Here is an 18,485-nt window from a genome sequence, read left to right as displayed (position 1 = left end):
CTTGCGACCAAAGGTGTTCAGACGGAGCCCAGTTGGAAGCCGACGCCGCGGACGGTGCGGATCCATTCGCTGTCACCGAGCTTGTTTCGCAGGCTGCTGACATGGGTGTCGATGGTGCGCCGGGACCAGACGTCGCCCCACACGACTTGCATGATCCGCTTGCGCGGAATGACGGTGTCGGGCTGCGCCGCCAGAAGGTAGAGGAGGTCGAACTCCTTGCGGGTCACCTCGATTTGGCGACCGTGAAGGGTCACCTGGCGAGCCGCGGCGTCGATGTGCAGCGGGCCGTAGGTGATCGCTGACGGGGCGGCGACCGATGCCTGGACCCGACGCATGACGGCGTCCATCCGCGCCATCAGCTCACGAAATCCATAGGGCTTGACGAGATAGTCGTCAGCACCGGCCTGCAACCCGAGGACGCGGTCGAGCTCCGTACCGCGAGCGGTCACGGCGATCACCGCGGTGGTTCCGGCCGCGCGGATCCGCCGGCACACTTCCAGCCCGTCCAGGTCCGGCAGCTCAAGGTCGAGCAGGACCAGGTCGACGCCGTCGTACGCGTGCAGCGCGGCGATACCGGCATCCACGCGGTCCACATCATGCCCGTGCCGCCGCAGGCTCCCGACGAGGAACTCGGCGTCCTCGTTGTCGTTCTCCACCACGAGCACCCGCCAGACGACCGGCGCTCGGGGTACCTGCTGTCGACGTGATATGGGCATCTCCCCTTCGGTCAAGCCTGACATCCCCGTACCTGAATGCACCGGCAGATGGCGACTCATCGGGTCAGAACGGACGACCATGTTTCCCCCTTTGACAGTCCACAGAGCGGACTGGCTATCAACCGAGTACATGTGCGTATGGAACACCCCTTCCAAGGTTGACCTGGGAACGCGACGATCCCACGACCCCGACCGGTCACACACGATGCACAACATCTTCCCCCGTGCTCACCTCGCATACCACGAGGAGGCGACGTCACATGGTCTATCTTCCCACACTCCGACACCTGATGACTTAAGCAGACGTCTCGATGATTAAGCGCCGATAAAGTCCACGCAATCAAGGGAACGGATTGTTGACCCGGGCGACGAGAAGTGGGAAGTCCATGACTGATAATCGCCGCATGTGGCGCAATATCGCCCCTCGTGTGCCCGTCGTGCCCGCTCATGCCAACCCCGGCCGGTCGCCGTCGGCCGGGCGTGTCGCGCCGACGATGAGGCTCCGGCCCCCACTGCCCGCCTGCGTAGCGGCAGTCGGGCGGACTGCGATCTGAGTAGCAGCTACTCAGGCCACGGGGCGGGTTTCGTGGTCGGCTTGGGCCAAGAGAGCACACAGCAGGCCACGCCGAATTCGCGTGATGGCGTTGGAAAGGGATCCGGATGAAGTTTGAGGACGTCTACCTGTCCAGCCTCGGCACCTTCGTGCCGGGCTTGGTGACAACAGCGCAGGCGGTGGAGTCCGGCTGGTACGACGCGGACGTCCGCGAGGCCTCGGGGCTGGAGTCCGTCGCGATCGCCGATTCGCTTTCGGCCCCTGAAATGGCAGTGCTTGCGGCCAAGGAAGCGATTCTGCGTTCGGGACACTCTCCCGAGGATTTCGGCGCGCTGATCCACAGCTCCGCCTATCACCAGGGCCCCGATGGCTGGTCGCCGGCGCACTATGTTCTGACCAATACCCTGAACACGCCCATTACGGCGCTGGAAGTCAAGCAGGGATGTCAGGGAATGCTTTCCTCCCTTGCCATTTCCGCGCACCGCCTGGCGTGCGACCCGCGTAAATCCGCGGTTCTTCTCACCGCCGCGGACAACTACTCCACTCCGCTGGTCAACCGCTGGACGACGTCGCGCCTCTCCATATTCGGTGACGGCGCCGCAGCGGCCGTCGTCTCGCGCAGCGGTGGAATCGCCAAGCTGCTGTCCATCGGCACGTACTCCGCCCCGGCCATGGAGGCGCTGCACCGCGGCGGCGATCCGATCTTCCCGCCCGCGGTGACCATCGGCCAGGAACTGGACTACGAGGCGCGCGTCAAGTTCTGGATGGAGGAGTGGGCCAAGGGCAACACTCCCCCGATGGAGCACCCGGGCGAGGTCCTGCAGAAGGCCCTCGACGAGGCGCTGGAGGATGCCGGCATCACCGTGGAGGAGGTCAAGCGGGTCTGCCACCCGAGCGCCACACTGGACGCACTGCGGGACCAGTTCCTCGACCCGATCGGCTTCACACTCGACCGCGGGATCTGGGAGCACACCAGCAAGGTCGGCCACATCAGCGCCGCCGACGTCTTCATCGGCCTGGAACACCTGTGGAGCACCCGGCAAGTCGGCCCCGGCGACAAGGTGATGCTCTTCACCGGCAGCCCCGGCTTCGAAGCCGGTGTCGCGATCGTCGAGATCGTCACCGAACCCGCCGAGTGACCGGCCCCGGCACCCCGGAGAGGACGAACCCGAGCACCATGGCCAACAGCACTGACAGGACGAAATCCGCAGCCGCACCGCCCGTCACGGGTGAGGAGCTGCGCTCGGCACTCGCCGGCCTGATCGGCATCCCGCCCTCCGAAGTCGAGGACGACGCCAATCTCATCCGTCTGGGACTCGGGTCCCTGGAGATGATGCGCCTGGTCACCAAGTGGCGCCGAGCCGGCTTGGACGTGACCTTCGGCGAGCTGGCGGGCACCCCCACGTATGCCGCCTGGAACGAACGGATCACCGAGGAGCTGGCGAAGAACCCTGTCTGACGGCTCTCGTCATGGCAGTGCGCGGGCTGCCGTGTCCGACACCGCAGCCCGCGGACACACCCGTACGGTTCAGGCGATACGCCTGAACCGTACGGGTCCCACACCCAGTCGGGGAGCCAGCTCCGTCCTCGTGGTGACGCCGAGCTTTCCGTAAGCGCGGTAGAGGTGGTTCTCCACGGTACGCACGGAGAGCACGAGCCGGTCGGCGATCTCCTGGTTGGACAGCTGGAAGACGGCGAGGGCCGCGACCTCCCGTTCCCGGGAGGTGAGTTCCGTGCGGGCACCGGGTTCACGCTTGTCGGCAGGCGCCGCCCACTCCGGCGACCCGGCCCCGCTCCGGGAGGCGAGTTCGGCGCTCGCAACCTGCGCGGCACGCGCCCCCCGACGGTTGCCCGACGCCTGGTGTGCCTGCGCGGCCTGCGCGGCCGCCTCCGCCGCGAGCGGCAGCAGCCCCAGCACGTCGAACCGCCTGGATACGTCGTCCAGGGCAGCACCGTCCTGCTCCGCGAGCGCCACGATGTGCCGCAGCGGGACCGCATCGGCACTCGGCGCGCTGCCGCCGGCGGCCTCCCACAGAGCCACCGCCCTGATCGCGGCACCCGCCCGGGCCGCCAGATGGAGCGCGGAGAGCGCCTGGGCGCGCCGGCCGGCGGACAGCGTCCGCTCGGCGACCTCCAACGCCTGGCGCGCCGCGGCCGCCGGGTCGCCGAGGTATGCCGTCACCAGCGCGCCCTCCAGCTCCACCGCGTCCGCCATCAGCGGGTACCGGCACTCGTCCTGTTGCGCTGCCCGGGCCTCTTCCAACAACGAGAGGGCTTCCAGCGTGCCGCCGGACTCCGCTACGGCACCGGCGAGTTGGGCGATGCGCCAGGACCGCGTGGTGAGCCAGTCGGTGGACCCGGCGTATGCGGCCGCCTGCCGCAGCAGGTCGACCGCCTCGGTCGTACGGCCCGCGCCGCGCAGGATGCTCGCCTCCAGAAGGTTGGCGTACGTACGCGTGCGGGGGCTGTCGTCACCGGCCTGCTCGCGCAGCTCGTCCAGCACGGCCCCGGCCTCGGCCGTGCCCCTGGTGTGCAGAGTGATGCGCCCGGTGACGCAGAGGTGGTCGAGGCGCGCCGCGGCTTCCCGGCCGGCCAGGGCCGAGCGGGAAGCGGACAGCACGGCCAGGGCGCCCGCGTCGTCACCCGACTCGTGGCGGAGCAGGGCGAGCAGAGGCTCTGCGCCCACCGCGGACCCGGCCAACTGCCGCGCCTCACCGATCCGGTCCTTGAACAGCCGCACCAGGGCCCGCACGCCCCGGTCCGTCTCGGTGGCGGCCTCCGCCTCCGCGAGCCGGCCCAGGCCGAGGCCCATGTTGAGGGCCCGCGGGCGGAGCACGGCAGCGGAATGCGGGGCCTGCGCGAAGTGGGACTCCGCCTGCACATGGCGGCGTTGCCCGGCCAGGGCCTCTCCGAGTATCACGAGCACGCCGTCGTCGGCTCCGGCGGCGAGCGCGGTGCGACACAACCGCTCGGCGAGCGGGTAGTCCTCGCCGCGCAGCGCGCTCGCGGCCGCCTCTCGCAGCCGGCCGGGCTCCGGCAGCCACCCCGTACCGAGGCCGATCCTGACGATGCGCGCCGCGTCGCCCGGGCGGCGGGCCCCCGTACCCTCGATCGCGTCGGCGATCCGCAACCGGAGCCGACGTGCCGTCAGTTCCGGCAGGGTCGCCGCGACCACCGTCTCGCACAGGGGGTGCGCGAGCCTCAAGGAGAGCCGAAGTCCAGAGCGTTGGGCGACGACGACTCCGCGGCGGTTCAGTGACTCCGCCGCCTCACCCAGTTCGTCGACGATCGGCAGCCCGGCCTCCAACGGCCCGGCGAGCGCCAGCATGTTCACCAGTTCGCGCTCGCCCGGGTCCAGGTCGCCGAGCATCAGGTCCACCAGATCGACGAGCCGGCTGTCGGGCGCCCCGAGCAGCCCGGGCCACTGCCACCGTCCCCGCACCCGCCGCAGGGTGCCCGCGGCGAGGCCTTGCTCCGCCAGTTCCCGCAGCGTCAGCGCATTGCCGCGGGTGAGTTCCCAGAAGCGCTCAGCAGTGTCGACGGCGACCGGCCCGCCGAGACGGGCGGCGAGCATCCGTACGGAACCGGACCTGTCGAGGGCGTCGACACCGAGCCGCCGCAGCCGCTTGCCGATCAACAGCCGCCGCACCCCGTTGGGAAGGGAGGCGCCCGGCTGGGTGGTGGCCAGCAGCAACGCCTCACCGCTGTCCACCAGCCGGCATGCCAGCCCCAAGGTCACCGGGTCGGTCAGGTGCACGTCGTCGATCCCTACGGTGACGCGTCGGCGCTGCGACTTCGGCCGGGGCTGCGCTGCTCGGCGCAGATGCTCCCCCAGCCCGTCCCCGCGGACCACGACGGCCCCGCCGCGCTCCGCCTCCTCCAGCGCGGTGTTGAGGAGGATGCTCTTCCCCACCCCCTGTCGCCCGACCAGGAGAGTGCCGATCCCCGCGGCCGTCCGCTGCTTGATCTCCGCGAGTTCCGCCTCCCTCGCGGTAACGGGCCAATCATCTTCGACCACTGCCACCACTTCTCCCCCCGTGCAGACCGCGAGCGCCTCGCCTGAGCACCGAATGGATTTTTCGAGGGTTTGGATCAGGCCTTCGGAGCGTTTGCGCGAATGTAGACGATCGGCACCGGAACGGTAATGACGCCACTCTCGTCCCGCAGGGTGTCCAGTCGTCGGGAAACCTCCGCGATGACGTCGCGGCGCTCATTCTCCTCGATGCGCTCCCACATTCCGCGCATTCCGGTGGTGTAGGTGAATTCGACCCACTGCGCGCCTGACGTCACGACGACCGGAAGATCCTCCTCGACAACCTCGGCGTCGACGAATCCGGCGTCCCCGAGGGTCTTTTCGATGGACTCCGCGGTGACCAGCCAGTTCGCGCCGGCGTTGGCGAACTGGGAGTCATACGCGCCACTCTGCTTCAGCGACTGGAGCATGTACGGCATCAGCAGCTCATTGACGATCTCCGGGAACAGCGCCCACTTGCCCCTCGCGGTCGAGAAGAACGACGGCGCGGCCGTGGCGAACCGCCCGCCCGCGGTCAGCAGCTCCAGGTACGGGCGGACATCGTCGGCGCCCTTGACCCAGATGAAGAGGCTGCAGCTGCCGATCACCGCGTCGAACCGGCCGGGCTCGAACCCGGGGTTCTGCCCGTTCATGACGTGGAGGCCGACCTGCTTCAGGCCGCGCTCCAGAACGTCCTCCCTGGCATGCTTGACCATCTCCTCCGAGATGTCGATGCCGACGATCTCGCCGCCCTCACCGACAGCCTCGGCTGCCGGGAAAAGCGCTGCTCCACGACCGGCGCCTATATCGAGGACAGACTTCCCGGCCGAAATCCCTGCGAACTCGACAAGCCGCCGTCCAATCGGCCTGAAGAACTCCACGCCGCTCTGGTCGTATGCCTTCGCCGTCTTGTTGAAGAGGCTGTGCATCTCTTCGGTGCGCTCAACGCTTCCCATGCAAATCTCCCAAATTCAACCGGGTCCCGCAGTGGCCCCTCACGGCATTTCCGGTAATATCAACACGGTTCCGGCCAAGTGTCCAATAGCTAACCCTTCTTTCGGTCATCAAGAAGCGTTATGACACCCCGGCCGCGGCGCCCCACAGGGCCGAGGTCCGGGCCCGCGGCTGCCGGGCCGAACGCAAAAGCCGCCTTCCCGAGCAGGCTGTCCACCTGTTCGAGAAGACGGCTTACTCCTGCTGAACCCTTGGCAGAAGGTGCGGCGGACGCGTCCGGTCGGCGCCCGATGGCCCCATCAGCACCAGGGGCCGGCGGCACCGGGGCCCGCCCTGAGCTTGCCCCTGCACCGCTCGTGAGGACGAGCGCCGAACCGGGGCAGCTCAGCCGGCAACTGCGAGGACCAGCGGAAGAATTCGTTCGCTGCCTGCCTGGCGGAGCAGTCGGGCGGCGACCGCGAGGGTCCAGCCGGAGTCGGTGTAGTCGTCCACGAGCAGGACGGGGCCGGGAGAGCCGGCCAGTGCGCCGGCCAGCTCCTCAGAGATGGTGAAGGCACCGGACAGTGCCCTGAGGCGTTGGGCGGAGTTGCTGCGGCGTGCCACGTGCGCGTCGCTCGGCCCGGTGTACGTCAGGGTTCCCAGGAAGGGGAGGCGGCCGATGGTCGCGATTCCCTGGGCGAGGGAACCGACCAGTTGCGGGCGGGTCAGGGACGGCACGGCAACGACTCCTACCGGCCGCGCCGAGGCGTCCGGGCCGTCCGATGCCCAGCCGCCCGGGGAGCGCGCCCAGTCGGCGAGGACCGCAACCGCGGCTCGGAGGACGTCGTCGGGGACCGGCCCGTCGGGCGCGTTCTCCGCCAGCATCGGACGCAGTCGGTTGCCCCAGCCGATGTCCGAGAGCCGGCCCAGGGCGCGGCCGGTGGAGCACTGTTCCTTGGCCGGAATGCGCCCCTTGACGTTGATGCCCAGTGCGGACATCCCCGTCGGCCACATGCGGCGCGGCTCGACTTCCACCCCCGGGCGGTCCAGTTCCTTCGCCACTCCCGTCAGCGTCTCCGACGAGACGGCGGAATCGGTCCAGGCACCGGCGCAGTTGTCGCATCGGCCGCACGGGGCCGCGCCCTCGTCGTCCAGCTGCCGGCGCAGGAACTCCATCCGGCACTGGGACGTGCTGACGTAGTCGCGCATGGCCTGCTGCTCGGCGGCCCGCTGGCGGGCGACCCAGGCGTAGCGCTCGGCGTCGTAGGTCCACGGCTCGCCGGTGGAGGTCCAGCCGCCTTTGACACGTTTGACCGCCCCGTCCACGTCGAGCACCTTGAGCATGGTCTCCAGCCGGGTACGCCGTAGCTCCACCGACGCTTCCAGGGCCTGCACGGACAGCGGTCGTCCCGCATCGGCGAGGGCCGAGATCGTCTGGCGAACCTGTGCCTCCGGCGGGAACGCGGTATCGGCGAAGTAGCGCCAGATGGCCTCGTCCTCCTTGCCGGGCAGCAGCAGCACATCGGCGTGGGCGACGCCGCGCCCCGCACGCCCTACCTGCTGGTAGTAGGCGATCGGCGAGGACGGTGAGCCCAGGTGGACCACGAAGCCCAGGTCCGGCTTGTCGTAGCCCATGCCCAGCGCGGAGGTCGCGACCAGTGCCTTGACCCGGTTCTCCTGGAGGTCGATCTCGGCCTGCAGCCGATCGGCGTTCTCCGTGCGCCCCGTGTAGGAGGCCACCTTGAAGCCGCGCTGCCGCAGGAAGGCCGTGGCCTCCTCCGCGGCGGCGACGGTGAGGGTGTAGATGATCCCGGAGCCCTGCAGCTCGTCCAGGTGCTCGGCGAGCCAGCCCAGGCGGTGAGCGGCGTCCGGCAGCTGGACCACACCCAGCCGCAGGCTTTCCCGCTCCAGCGGACCGCGCAGCACCAGGGCCTCGCCGGCGCCGGTGCCGAGCTGCTCGGCCACATCCGCGGTCACCCGGGCGTTGGCGGTCGCGGTGGTGGCCAGCACCGGCACCCCCGGGGCGAGCTCGGCCAGCATCGCCCGCAGCCGGCGGTAGTCCGGCCGGAAGTCGTGGCCCCAGTCGGAGATGCAGTGTGCCTCGTCGACCACCAGCAGGCCGGTCGTGGCCGCGAGCTTGGGCAACACCTGCTCGCGAAAATCCACAGAATTAAGGCGCTCCGGACTTACCAGGAGAACGTCGGTCTCGCCCCGCTCGACCTCCCCGTAGATGGTGCGCCACTCCTCCGGATTGGCGGAGTTGATGGTGCGCGCCTGGATACCGGCCCGCGCCGCCGACTCGACCTGGTTGCGCATCAAAGCCAACAGCGGCGAGATGATCACCGTGGGACCGGAGCCGCGTCGGCGCAGCAGAGCCGTGGCGACGAAGTACACCGCCGATTTACCCCAGCCGGTGCGCTGCACCACCAGCGCCCGCCGACGTTCCTCCACCAGGGCCGCCACCGCCTGCCACTGGTCCTCCCGCAGCCGCGCCGAACCCCCCGGGTCACCGACGAGCTCAGCGAGGATGGCATCGGCTTCAGCGCGGAGCTCCTGGTTGTCCATGCCCCCATGCAACCCGATGGCGCTGACAATCGCCCAACTCACCCAGCGTGACAGGCGCTCGCGACCGGTCCACCGGCCGTGCACCGATCGGGGGAGGCCAGGGCCGAGTGCTCGGCCATCCCACCCCCGATCAGCGCGTTTACGCAGGTCACGGCACCAGCTCTGCCTGGACTACCGCCGGCTGCGGGCGCTGCACGGAGGCGTTCACCGTCCTGCCGGTACTGGCCGCGACACCGGCCGCGACACCCGGCCCGGTACTGCTGGTGGATGATCCGGCCGACACGGGCTGGACGCTAACCGTCGCGGCCCGGCTGCTGCGCAAGGCGGGCGCGACCGCGGTGTTCCCGCTGCTCCTGGCCGCGCAGGGGTGATGGGTATCGACGATTGAGACGATGAGTAGGATCTATCAGACGCAGGCGTCCATAACCGGTCAGAAGCTTCGAGTGCCCGTTGCCGCTCGCAGCCATGCGGGGAAGAATTGGCGCTGGATCCCCGACCGGCTCATCGAGCCCCCTGACCGGCGTGCGCCCGCGCCCGGTCGACGGGTGCGTCCACCGAAGGGAGGAACGTGACCATCGGTTTCGCTCCGGAGACCACTACGCGTGCCTCCTCCCGACTCTCCCGCAGCCTGGAACCAGCCGACTGGACGGCCGCGGGAATCCCCTTGCTCGCCAATCCGCGTGAGGTCGTCAAGGATCTGCAGTCCCGGCACCTCCCCACTCCGGTCACCGCCGTGGTCGCGGTGTTCGAACCGGAGGGCCGGCTGACGGCGAGTGCCTCGTTCACCGGCAGTACCGGGGTCGTCGACGGCTGGGAGCACCGCAACGCGATCCTCGCGCATCTGCGCCGGGTGCTCCCGCACGATCTGCGGCGGCGCGCACCGGTACGGACCGCGGTGCTGCTGCTGTGCCGCGACGGCACCCCCGGCTGGACCGAGAAGGACGGCGCCTGGATGTGGGGCCTGCGCGACGCGTGCATGCTGCACGGGCTGCGCTGCGGCGCCTACGTCACGCTCACCCGGGACGGCTGGCAGGTCCTGGGCGAGAACCGCGGTGGCCGCACCCCGAGTTCCCAGCCCTTCGCCGAGCAGCCGGGCGGCACAGCGGCCCTGCGCCCGCACGGGGCGCCGGAAGCGCTGCGCCGCACAGCTGCTCGTTGACCAGGCCTTCGGCCAGGCCCTCGACGGCCGAGCGTTCATCAGCCGGGCCCGCACCGACCAGCCCCTCACCGACAGAACCCTCACGGGCAAGGCCCTCACCGGCAGGACCCGCGTCGGTCAGGCCTTCGCGGCGACCGCCCCGTTGATCAGCCCGGGGTCGCCGCACACGATCAGCAGGGTGCCCGCACGGGCCAGCGCGGTGGGCAGTCCCAGCGCGGTGGCCTCGGCGGTTCCGCCGTTGACCGCGACGACCACGACCTGACGGCCCGCGGCACGTTCGGCCGTGATGCCGGCGTAGAAGACGTCGTCACCCGCGTCGTGCTGCGACCAGTAGGACGTCTCGCCGAAGGACAACTCGTGGGCGGCCCACGGGTGGTGCTCGCCTGTGGTGAGCACCAGGATCTCGCCCGGCGCGCGGCCGGTGTCCAACAGCAGGTCGACCGCCTCGTCGGCGGCGTCGATCGCGCCGTCGGCCGGGGCCGGGATGAGCTGGATCTGCGCTGTAGTGGTAACGCCCCCGGTTCCGCCGGGCGAACGCGGCACCGACGGCGTGGCGGCCGTCACGGTGGCGGAGGCGGTCGGGGCGGGCCCACGGGCCGGACCGGGCCGGCCGGGCCCGGCGTTGGCCGCGTAACCGGGGCGCGGCGGCCCGGGGCGAGGTGTAGGACGGGGACCGGGGACAGGACGGGGGGTCGACGCGCTGCGGCCTGCGGCCGGAGCTGAGCGGGGACCCGGGACACTCTCGTGAATCTGAGGCTCCTCGGGGATGAGAGGCATGGGCTGATGTCTATCAAATACGCCGCGGTTGCGCAGCGGTGGGTCGTCAAAAATCGAAACCGAGCTGCTCCCCAGGGTCGGCGGGAGCCCGGACCTTCTTCAGGTGCCGCCAGCGCGGCAGCGCGTCGAGGTACGACCAGGACAGCCGGTGGTGCGGTGTGGGGCCGAGTTCCTCCAGGGCCGCACGGTGTACGGGCGAGGGGTAGCCGGCGTTGTCGGCGAAGCGGAACGGCTCGTGTTCCGCGCCCAGTTCGGCCATCGCGGCGTCGCGGTGCACCTTGGCGATCACCGAGGCCGCGGCCACCGCGACGCAGGACTGATCGCCCTTGATGACGGTGCGCACCCGCCAGGGCCCGCCGAGGTAGTCGTGCTTGCCGTCCAGGATCACCGCGTCCGGGCGCTCCGGCAGTCCTTCGAGCGCGCGGACGGCGGCCAGCCGCAGCGAGGCGGTCATGCCGAGGGTGTCGACCTCCTCGACGCTCGCGTGACCGAGGGCGTAGGACGTCACCCAGTCGGCCAGCAGCGCGGCCATCGAGGCGCGGCGCTGGGCGGGGATCAGCTTGGAGTCGGTGAGTCCTTCGGGCGCCCGGCGCAGGCCGGTGACGGCCGCGCAGACGGTGACGGGCCCGGCCCAGGCGCCGCGTCCCACTTCGTCGACGCCTGCGACGATCTTCGCCCCGAGGGTGGCGCGCAGGGAGCGTTCGACGCTGTGGGTGGGAGGTTCATACGGCATGGCGGGGACCAGCGTACTCCCCTGTCAGGGGCGGAGCAGCGGGAGCATCACATGATCGACCAGATCGGCCATGTCCTGCTCCCCGATCCGGTGGTCGCCGATCTTGGCGCGGTACATCATCAGGGCGGGCGCCACGTCGGCGACGATGGCCGCGGTGGCGTCGGCGCGCACGGTGCCGCGGGTGATCCCGCGCCGCACCACGTCCAGGATGAGTTCCTTCCCCGGTTCGATCACGCCCTGGATGATCAGGTCGACGAAGGGCTGGGCGGCGGCGTGGTCGCACTCGTCCAGAACGGCCCGCAGCGCGATGCCGCCCTGTGAGTACATCGCCTCGCGCATCCGCATGACGAGGCACAGCAGATCCTCCCGGAGGGTGCCCAGGTCCGGCGGGGCGCCGATCTGCGGCAGCCCGAGCCGCAGCGCGTCGGCGACCAGCGCCTCCTTGGACGGCCAGCGGCGGTAGAGCGCCGCCTTGCCCGTCCGGGCGCGCGCCGCGACGCCCTCCATGGTCATCCCGCCCCAGCCGACGGCACCCAGCTGTTCCAGAGCCGCGTCGAGGATCGCGCGTTCGAGGACCGACCCCCGGCGGCGCGGCAGAACCGGTGCCCCCGACCGGATCCGCGGGGAAGTACCCATCGACAAACCTCCGTTGAAGCATATAGTGAACGGTGTCGTTCACTAAATCACTGATGGGGGATCATCTGTGACGACCTCTCAAGTACGCGAGTCACGTCCGCCCGGCACCGCCCGGCGCGAGGGACGACCCGGTATCGCTCTCGCAGTCATCGCCGCCTGTCAGCTCATGGTGGTCCTCGATGCCACGATTGTGAACATCGCACTTCCCCACATCAAGGACGCACTGTCCTTCTCCACCACAGATCTGTCCTGGGTACTCAACGCCTACACCCTCACCTTCGGCGGCCTGTTGCTGCTCGGCGGCCGGGCGGGCGACATCCTCGGCCGGCGACGGGTGTTCATCTTCGGCATCCTGCTGTTCTCGCTCGCGTCGCTGCTCGGCGGCTTCGCCCAGGAACCCTGGCAGCTGCTCGCGGCCCGCTCGCTGCAGGGCGTCGGCGGCGCCATCGCCTCACCCACCTCACTGGCCCTGATCACCAGCACGTTTCCCGAAGGCCCGGAACGCAACCGGGCGTTCGGCGTGTTCGCCGCCGTCTCCGCGGGCGGCGGCGCCATCGGCCTGCTCGCGGGCGGCATGCTCACCCAATGGCTCGACTGGCGCTGGGTGCTCTTCGTCAATGTGCCCATCGGCCTGCTGATCGCCTTCCTCGCACCGCTGTTCATCAACGAGTCCGACCGGCGGACCGGGCGCTTCGACATTCTCGGCGCCATCACCTCCACGGGCGGTATGGCGTCGCTCGTGTACGGCTTCATCCGGGCCGCGGACTCCGGCTGGAAGGATTCCGTGACGCTCGCCGCCTTCGGGGCGGCCGTCGTGCTGCTCGCCCTGTTCGTGGTGGTCGAGCGGCGGGCCGCCGATCCGATCACGCCGCTGCGGATGTTCGCCGACCGCAACCGTTCCGGCACCTACGTGATCATGCTGAGCCTGGCCGCGGCGATGTTCGGCATGTTCTTCTTCATCGTCCTGTTCGTGCAGAACGTCCTCGGGTACAGCCCGATCGACTCCGGGCTCGCGTTCCTCCCGATCACCGTCGCGATCGTGACCGGCGCGGGCCTCTCGACGCGACTGCTGCCCGTGCTCGGCCCGAAGCCGTTCCTCGTCACCGGCACCCTGCTGACCGGCGCCGGCATGGCCTGGCTCACCCGGCTCGATCCGGGCAGCGGCTATCCCGGCGGGGTGCTCGGTCCCATGGTGCTCTTCGGCTTCGGCATGGGGCTGAACTTCGTGACGCTGACCCTGACGGCCGTCTCCGGGGTGGCCCAGCACGAGGCGGGCGCCGCGTCCGGGCTCCTCAACGCCACCCAGCAGGTGGGTGGCTCGCTCGGGCTGTCGATCCTGGTCACGGTCTTCGGCACGGCGAGCAGGAACGAGTTCGGCGACCAGCTGCCGGACTTCCTCGCCAAGGCCACCCCGCAGCAGCGGGACGAGTTCGCGCGGACCCATGAGCTGCCCGCCCCCTGGGGGCACGACGTGCTCTCCCAGGGGATATCCACGGCCTTCATGGCGGGCGTCGGCTTCGTCGTGCTGGCGGTACTCACCGCGCTGTTCGTGGTGCGGGTGCGCAAGAGCGACCTGGAAGCGCTCAGCGGGAAATCCGCCGCGCCGGCGGCCTGACACCGCTCCGCCGCCCGGCCCGGTGAACGGGGCCGGGCGGCGGAGCGGAGATGGCCAGGGAGGGGACCGGCCCGGGTACGTCCGGGCTCAGGCCTCCGCGGGCGCCGCCACCCACAGCGGCAGCGGCTCGGTGCGCTCCAGCCACTCGGCCGGCGGCTGCCCGGTCGGCCGTGCGGCGATGATCCCGCCGACGATCGCGCAGGTGGTGTCGACGTCACCGCCCGCCTTGGCCGTCGTCCAGAACGCCTGCTGATAGTCGTCCAGGTGCCGGGCCGCCGACCACAGCGCGAACGGCACGGTGTCGTGCGCGCTGGTGCGCCGGCCACAGCCGAGCACCGCCGCCACCGTGGCCACGTCCGCGTAGTCGAGCATGTCGCGCGCCCGCCGTATGCCGGCCTTCACCGCGCTGGTCGGCACCAGGTCCAGCACGGCGCCGAGCAGCGCCGAGGGGTCCTTCGGGCCGTCCGGGTCGGCGACCAGCGCCGCCATGGCCGCGACGGCCATCGCGCCGACCACGGCCTCACGGTGCTGGTGGGTGGTGTACGCCGAGATCTCGGCCTGGTGTGTCGCCTGCTCGGCGTCGCCCGCGTACCAGGCGCCCAGCGGGGCGACCCGCATGGCGGCGCCGTTGCCCCACGAGCCCTGGCCGTTGAACAGGCCCGCGGCCAGCTCACGCCAGTCGGCGCCCTCCTGCCGGATCAGGCGCAGCATGCGGTTCACGGCCGGGCCGTAGCCGCGGTCGAAGTCATGGTGCTCCGCGAAGGACATCGCCAGGGCGTCCTGGTCGATGCGGCCGTGGGCGGCCAGCACGGCCAGCACGGAGCAGGCCATCTCGGTGTCGTCGGTCCACTGCCAGACGCCGGGCGGCAGCCCGCCGTTCTGGAGGGCCTGGTAGTTGGAAGGGACGAAGAACTGGGAGCCGAGGGCGTCGCCGACGGCGAGCCCGCGCAGACTTGCCAGGGCGCGGGAGATGTTTTCGGAGTCAACTGGGTGAGCGGTCATCGCGTCGGAAACTCTGACATCGTGCCTGATCCCGGTCAATCACCCTGTGCGCAAACTCACCTGCGGAATCCTTCGTCCACCATGGGGTCGGGAAGCCGCCACCGCGCGAAGGGGCGGTCGAGGGTGTAGCGGCCCGAGGGTCCGATGAGCAGGGCGCGGCTCTCGGCGTTGCCCGGGTTGGACAGCGACTCGAACTCCTCGACCGTCCAGTGGAACCACCGCATGCAGAACAGCCGCATGGTCAGTCCATGCGTGACCAGCAGGACGTTCGGCGGGAAGTCCGGCTTGTCGAAGGCCCGGTAGAGGGTCTCCAGAAACGCACCCACCCGGTCGTACACATCGGCACCGGACTCGCCCTGCGCGAAGCGGTAGAAGAAGTGCCCGTAGGCGTCCCGGGCCTTGCGCTGCCGCTGCACGTCGTCGACGTCCTGCCAGTTACCCCAGTCCTGCTCCCGGAGCCGGGGCTCCTCCATCGCGTGGGTCAGCGACGGGTCGAGGTCCAGCCCGCGGAAGGTCTGCCAGGTGCGGCGGTAGGGCGACACGAACGCCTGGACCGGCTCGTCGCCGAACAGCGCCCGCAGGTTCTCCCCCGCGTCCGCGGCCTGCCGACGGCCGGTCGCGGTGAGCTCGAGAGCGTGGTCCGGCACCCTCTCGTAGATGGTGTCGTCCGCATTGCCCTGAGACTCTCCGTGCCGGATCAGCACGATGTGGCGAGGTCGGCCCATGGAGATCAGCCTATTCCCGCGACGGATCCCGGGCGCGCCGGTACGCCCTCTGCGGCCGCCCGGCTCCCCGTGACCCGGCTCCCCATGGTGACCCGGTCCCTCATGGCCTCGACGCTCCCGGCCGCCCGCGACCCCGTCACACCGTCCACGCCTGCACGATGTCCACCACGTCGCCCGCCACCGAGACCACATCAGTCTCCAGCTCGGTGCGCTCCGCCAGCCTCGTCATCGCGGCGGGGCGGTACTTGCCGCGCTCGTTCGCCGAGATCCACAGGGACAGCACCAGGAAGTCGCTGTCCGGCCCCTCGGCGAAGGCCCCGCGCAGCAGTCCTGGCGACCCGGCCATCGCCGGGTTCCACACCTTCTTCTGCATCTCGGCGAAGTGCTCGCCGCGTCCGGGCCGCACCTTCGAATGCGCGACACGCAGCAGATCGGCGTCGGCGAAGCGCGCCTCGAAGCCCACCCGCACGTCCAGCAGGTGCTCGAAGAGCAGCACCCCGAGGTTCTCGTACGAGTCGGCCTGCGATCCGGCGAGCTGGTCGTGCCCGCCCGTCATGAAGGCGTCGTAGGCCGCCCTGCTGTCCCAGAACGCGAACAGATGCGCCACACCCGGCTGCGCGCGGCTCCAGCCGCCGCCCTGCCCCCGGAATCCTGGCTGCCCCCGCAGCCCCGCCCACTTCCGCTGCCCCCGTTCGAACCCCGCCCGGTCCACGACCCCACAGCGAATCCACTTCACCAGCACCGCGCCATCCTAAGTCCGACGAGGGCCCCTCCCGCGCCCGCTCACCCGCTCAATTCCCCTGCCGGGGTGGCGAATATGATCGATCAATGGACGCACTTCATCCCCGCCTCCTCGTGGAGGACTTCGCCACTGCCGCCGAATTCTGGACCGCGGCGCTCCGCGACCTCCTGGGCATCGAGCCCGTGAAGGTCATCCCCGAAGCCGGATACGCCAACTGGGACCTGAACGGCGAGGGCGTCCTCGTCCTGTTCTCCCGTGCCGCCGTCGCGGCGGTGGTCGGCACCCAGGCCCTGCCGGCCCGGCCCGCCGGGCAGGACACCTCGATGCTCGTCTTCCGGGTGGACAGCGTGGACGACGCCGCCCCGCTCCTCACCGCGCACGGCGCCAAGGTCGTCGCGGGTCCCCAGGACCGGCCGGCCTGGGGACCCGGCCTCCGTACGGCGCACCTGCGCACGCCGGACGGAACCCTCGTCGAGTTGCAGTCCTACTGAGCCGGACCCCGTCCCACGACCGACCGCACCTCCCTACCGGGCCGGATCGTGCAGACGGCCCAGCCATTCGGTGTCGGCCGCGGCGAGGACGAGGCCGAAGGTGCTCTCCAGCACCTCGGGCAGTTCCCCGGCCGGCACCTTCCGCCGCTCCTCCGCGCCGTCCGCGGCACCCGCGCGCGTCACCGTCAGCTCGTCCCGCACCAGGGAGTACCGCGCCTGCGGCGTCACCCGCTGCACCACTGCCTGGCCGGTGAACCGGGACAGCGGGTGCGTCGACGTGTAGTGGTTCAGGACGACGAGATCCACCGGGTACAGCGGGCTGGGCGCGAACGCGTACAGGTCCGACCAGCCCCGCGCGCCGAGCGAGCGCAGCACGCGCACGCCGCCCGCTTCCTCGGCGACCTCGAAGGCCCAGCCGCCCTGCCACGCCGGGGTGCCGACCCGCAGCTCGACCGGCTCCAGGGTTCCCGGACCGCCGAAGCCGGTGTCCGCGATCCATTCCGCGCCGTCCACGACGACCCGCAGCAGGACGTGCGTGATGGGCCGCAGCGTCGGGCCGGCGGTGCGGACCCGGGCGCCGTGGGCCGTGAAGACGAAGCCCAGGCGTTCGAGCACGGCCGCGAAGAGGGAGTTCTGTTCGTAGCAGTAGCCGCCACGGCGCTCCGTGACGAGTTTGCGCTGCACACTGTCCAGGTCGAGGCGGACCTCGCGCTCCAGCGCGACCTCCAGGTTCTCGAACGGGATCGCGGCGGTGTGCGCGCGGTGGAGTCCCCGCAGGGTCTCCGCCGTCGGCTCCAGGCCGCCCGTGTACCCGGTCCGCGCCAGATAGGCGTCCAGGTCGAGCCGGTCACCGCTCCAGACGGACTCCGCGACGGATCCGGCCGCTGTCTCCCGCTCCGCCACCGGCCCCGCCGGGGTCGCCGTCATCGCGCGGTCCCGGACTCGAAGCGCTCACCGGGCTTCAGCAGATGCAGGCGGTCGCTGATCCCCGCCCGCTCGAAGGCGTCCACCAGGGTGTCGCCGTTCTGTGTGAAGTGCCCCCAGTGCTCGAAGTGCAGCGGTACGACCTGCCGCGCGCCGAGGATCTCCGCCGCCTCGGCGGCGTGGACGCTGCCGAGCGTCAGATCGGCGCCCGGAAGCAGCGGGGTCTGCGCGGCGCCGGCGAACAGCACCGCGACGTCGAACGGTCCGAACCGCTCAGCGATCTCCCGTACGACCTGCAGCGACGCGTTGTCCCCGCTCACATAGACCGTCGGGAGGCCCTCGCCCGAGAGAACGAATCCGGTGACCTCGCCGACGACGGGCTCACTGCCGTCCGGCCCGTGCTGCGCCGGCACCCCGGTGATACGCAGCGTTCCCCCGTCCGGGCGGGTCAGCTCGGTGTGCTCCCAGTTCGGCAGTGCGGTGACGTTTCCGCCGATCCGCCCCAGCGCCGAACCGGTGGACAACGTCAGCGGCGCACTCGCCAGATACGCCCGCCCCGAGGTGTCGAGGTTGTCCGGGTGCTGGTCGTGCGAGAGCAGTACGGCGTCGACGGCCCCGACCGCGTCCGCATCGACCGCGGGGCCGGTGGTCTTCACCAGCGCCCGGTTGCCCATCGGGTACTCCCCCGGCGCGTCGAACGTCGGGTCGGTGAGCAGCCGCAGACCCCCGATCCCGATCACCGCGGTCGGCCCGCCCACGTAATGGATATCCAGCTCGGTCATCGCAACTACCCCCTGTCATCGGCGGAAACGGCGGCAGCACACCGTACGGGCACCCCGCCCGCGACACCGCCCCCGTGTCGTCACCGATCACAAGTCCTTCAAGATCACACCTATTCCCGG

Annotated in this window: 18 protein-coding genes; 6 read left to right on the top strand and 12 right to left on the bottom strand. The window is 70.7% G+C overall.

Going from position 1 to position 18,485, the window contains the following annotated elements:
- Nucleotides 1-17: 17 nt before the first annotated feature.
- Nucleotides 18-716 carry a response regulator transcription factor gene (locus tag G3I60_RS13160; protein ID WP_239069794.1) on the bottom strand — a complete coding sequence of 233 codons (699 nt, stop codon included), beginning with the start codon at nucleotides 714-716 and terminating at the stop codon, nucleotides 18-20.
- Nucleotides 717-1,376: 660 nt separating this feature from the next.
- On the opposite strand from G3I60_RS13160, the gene G3I60_RS13155 reads away from it, so the two are divergent.
- On the top strand, nucleotides 1,377-2,408 hold the full coding sequence (locus tag G3I60_RS13155) for a ketoacyl-ACP synthase III family protein (protein WP_164293601.1): 1,032 nt from the start codon (nucleotides 1,377-1,379) through the stop codon (nucleotides 2,406-2,408).
- Nucleotides 2,409-2,446: 38 nt separating this feature from the next.
- Nucleotides 2,447-2,728 carry a phosphopantetheine-binding protein gene (locus tag G3I60_RS13150; RefSeq protein WP_164293600.1) on the top strand — a complete coding sequence of 94 codons (282 nt, stop codon included), beginning with the start codon at nucleotides 2,447-2,449 and terminating at the stop codon, nucleotides 2,726-2,728.
- A 69-nt stretch (nucleotides 2,729-2,797) separates the two neighbouring features.
- Here the strand turns inward: G3I60_RS13150 and G3I60_RS46775 are convergent, their stop codons facing one another.
- The 3 genes from G3I60_RS46775 to G3I60_RS13135 form a co-directional block, all read right to left on the bottom strand.
- Nucleotides 2,798-5,293, bottom strand: a complete 2,496-nt coding sequence (locus G3I60_RS46775; protein ID WP_164293599.1) for a helix-turn-helix transcriptional regulator — start codon at nucleotides 5,291-5,293, stop codon at nucleotides 2,798-2,800.
- 68 nt (nucleotides 5,294-5,361) lie between these two features.
- Entirely contained in the window at nucleotides 5,362-6,237 is an 876-nt protein-coding gene (locus tag G3I60_RS13140; protein WP_164293598.1) for a class I SAM-dependent methyltransferase, read from the bottom strand.
- Between the two features lie 382 nt (nucleotides 6,238-6,619).
- Nucleotides 6,620-8,779: a RecQ family ATP-dependent DNA helicase gene (locus G3I60_RS13135; RefSeq protein WP_164293597.1), complete on the bottom strand. Its 2,160-nt coding sequence runs from the start codon at nucleotides 8,777-8,779 to the stop codon at nucleotides 6,620-6,622.
- A 107-nt stretch (nucleotides 8,780-8,886) separates the two neighbouring features.
- Here G3I60_RS13135 and G3I60_RS13130 point away from each other — a divergent pair, with 107 nt between their 5' ends.
- Nucleotides 8,887-9,150, top strand: coding sequence for a hypothetical protein (locus tag G3I60_RS13130; protein ID WP_164293558.1), 264 nt, complete (start codon nucleotides 8,887-8,889; stop codon nucleotides 9,148-9,150).
- A 197-nt stretch (nucleotides 9,151-9,347) separates the two neighbouring features.
- On the top strand, nucleotides 9,348-9,938 hold the full coding sequence (locus tag G3I60_RS13125; protein ID WP_164293596.1) for a hypothetical protein: 591 nt from the start codon (nucleotides 9,348-9,350) through the stop codon (nucleotides 9,936-9,938).
- 117 nt (nucleotides 9,939-10,055) lie between these two features.
- Here the strand turns inward: G3I60_RS13125 and G3I60_RS13120 are convergent, their stop codons facing one another.
- From G3I60_RS13120 to G3I60_RS13110, 3 genes are read right to left on the bottom strand one after another with little or no spacing between them, the layout of a single operon-like run.
- On the bottom strand, nucleotides 10,056-10,715 hold the full coding sequence (locus tag G3I60_RS13120) for a hypothetical protein (protein ID WP_239069786.1): 660 nt from the start codon (nucleotides 10,713-10,715) through the stop codon (nucleotides 10,056-10,058).
- Nucleotides 10,716-10,761: 46 nt separating this feature from the next.
- Nucleotides 10,762-11,448, bottom strand: coding sequence for a ribonuclease HII (locus G3I60_RS13115; protein WP_138357293.1), 687 nt, complete (start codon nucleotides 11,446-11,448; stop codon nucleotides 10,762-10,764).
- A 24-nt stretch (nucleotides 11,449-11,472) separates the two neighbouring features.
- Nucleotides 11,473-12,084, bottom strand: coding sequence for a TetR/AcrR family transcriptional regulator (locus G3I60_RS13110; RefSeq protein ID WP_138357294.1), 612 nt, complete (start codon nucleotides 12,082-12,084; stop codon nucleotides 11,473-11,475).
- 67 nt (nucleotides 12,085-12,151) lie between these two features.
- On the opposite strand from G3I60_RS13110, the gene G3I60_RS13105 reads away from it, so the two are divergent.
- Nucleotides 12,152-13,699 carry an MFS transporter gene (locus G3I60_RS13105; RefSeq protein WP_138357295.1) on the top strand — a complete coding sequence of 516 codons (1,548 nt, stop codon included), beginning with the start codon at nucleotides 12,152-12,154 and terminating at the stop codon, nucleotides 13,697-13,699.
- 87 nt (nucleotides 13,700-13,786) lie between these two features.
- Here the strand turns inward: G3I60_RS13105 and G3I60_RS13100 are convergent, their stop codons facing one another.
- The 3 genes from G3I60_RS13100 to G3I60_RS13090 form a co-directional block, all read right to left on the bottom strand.
- Nucleotides 13,787-14,701 carry an ADP-ribosylglycohydrolase family protein gene (locus G3I60_RS13100; protein WP_164293594.1) on the bottom strand — a complete coding sequence of 305 codons (915 nt, stop codon included), beginning with the start codon at nucleotides 14,699-14,701 and terminating at the stop codon, nucleotides 13,787-13,789.
- A 56-nt stretch (nucleotides 14,702-14,757) separates the two neighbouring features.
- Nucleotides 14,758-15,426 (bottom strand): histidine phosphatase family protein, encoded by a 669-nt coding sequence (locus G3I60_RS13095; RefSeq protein ID WP_164293593.1) that lies wholly within the window; start codon nucleotides 15,424-15,426, stop codon nucleotides 14,758-14,760.
- 136 nt (nucleotides 15,427-15,562) lie between these two features.
- A complete protein-coding gene (locus G3I60_RS13090) occupies nucleotides 15,563-16,168 on the bottom strand; it encodes a YdbC family protein (protein WP_138357298.1) in 606 nt (201 codons plus the stop codon).
- An 86-nt stretch (nucleotides 16,169-16,254) separates the two neighbouring features.
- Here G3I60_RS13090 and G3I60_RS13085 point away from each other — a divergent pair, with 86 nt between their 5' ends.
- The gene (locus G3I60_RS13085) at nucleotides 16,255-16,659 is read left to right on the top strand and encodes a VOC family protein (protein ID WP_164293592.1); all 405 of its coding nucleotides are present in this window, start codon (nucleotides 16,255-16,257) and stop codon (nucleotides 16,657-16,659) included.
- Between the two features lie 33 nt (nucleotides 16,660-16,692).
- Here the strand turns inward: G3I60_RS13085 and G3I60_RS13080 are convergent, their stop codons facing one another.
- Both G3I60_RS13080 and G3I60_RS13075 read right to left on the bottom strand, forming a co-directional pair.
- A complete protein-coding gene (locus G3I60_RS13080; RefSeq protein WP_164293591.1) occupies nucleotides 16,693-17,586 on the bottom strand; it encodes an arylamine N-acetyltransferase in 894 nt (297 codons plus the stop codon).
- Nucleotides 17,583-18,365, bottom strand: a complete 783-nt coding sequence (locus G3I60_RS13075; RefSeq protein WP_164293590.1) for an MBL fold metallo-hydrolase — start codon at nucleotides 18,363-18,365, stop codon at nucleotides 17,583-17,585. The genes G3I60_RS13080 and G3I60_RS13075 overlap by 4 nt, the downstream gene beginning before the upstream one ends.
- Nucleotides 18,366-18,485 lie beyond the last annotated feature (120 nt).

Source organism: Streptomyces sp. SID13666, assembly GCF_010548325.1.
GTDB lineage: Bacteria > Actinomycetota > Actinomycetes > Streptomycetales > Streptomycetaceae > Actinacidiphila > Actinacidiphila fildesensis.
This window is presented reverse-complemented; position numbering and strand designations above follow the sequence as displayed.